A 354-nucleotide genomic window follows, 5' to 3' on the forward strand; every position below is an offset into this window, starting at 1 on the left:
ACGGTTGCCGTGCAGAACGCCCGGAATACCTTTACTTAATGGCGCGGCATGATCATCACCGTCCAGGCCTAGACCACCGGCTTCAACACCGTACATCGCTACTTCCGGATACTTAATGTATGGATGGAACAGACCAATCGCATTCGAACCGCCACCGACACAGGCAACCAGAGCATCCGGCTGACGACCGATCTGCTCGAGGCTCTGACGCTGTACTTCGCGGCCGATAACACTCTGGAAATCACGCACCAGCATAGGGTATGGGTGTGGACCAGCAGCGGTGCCGATAATATAGAAAGTGTCATCCACATTGGTTACCCAGTGACGCATGGCTTCGTTCATGGCGTCTTTCAG

General features: G+C 54.5%; 1 pseudogene. It reads right to left on the reverse strand.

The features are described 5' to 3' along the window. Positions 1–354, reverse strand: a pseudogene (locus B2Z72_RS00905) (tryptophan synthase subunit beta); the annotation flags it as partial.

It is taken from the genome of Thalassolituus sp. UBA6592 (assembly GCF_002433655.1).
Classification (GTDB): domain Bacteria; phylum Pseudomonadota; class Gammaproteobacteria; order Pseudomonadales; family Oceanobacteraceae; genus Venatoribacter.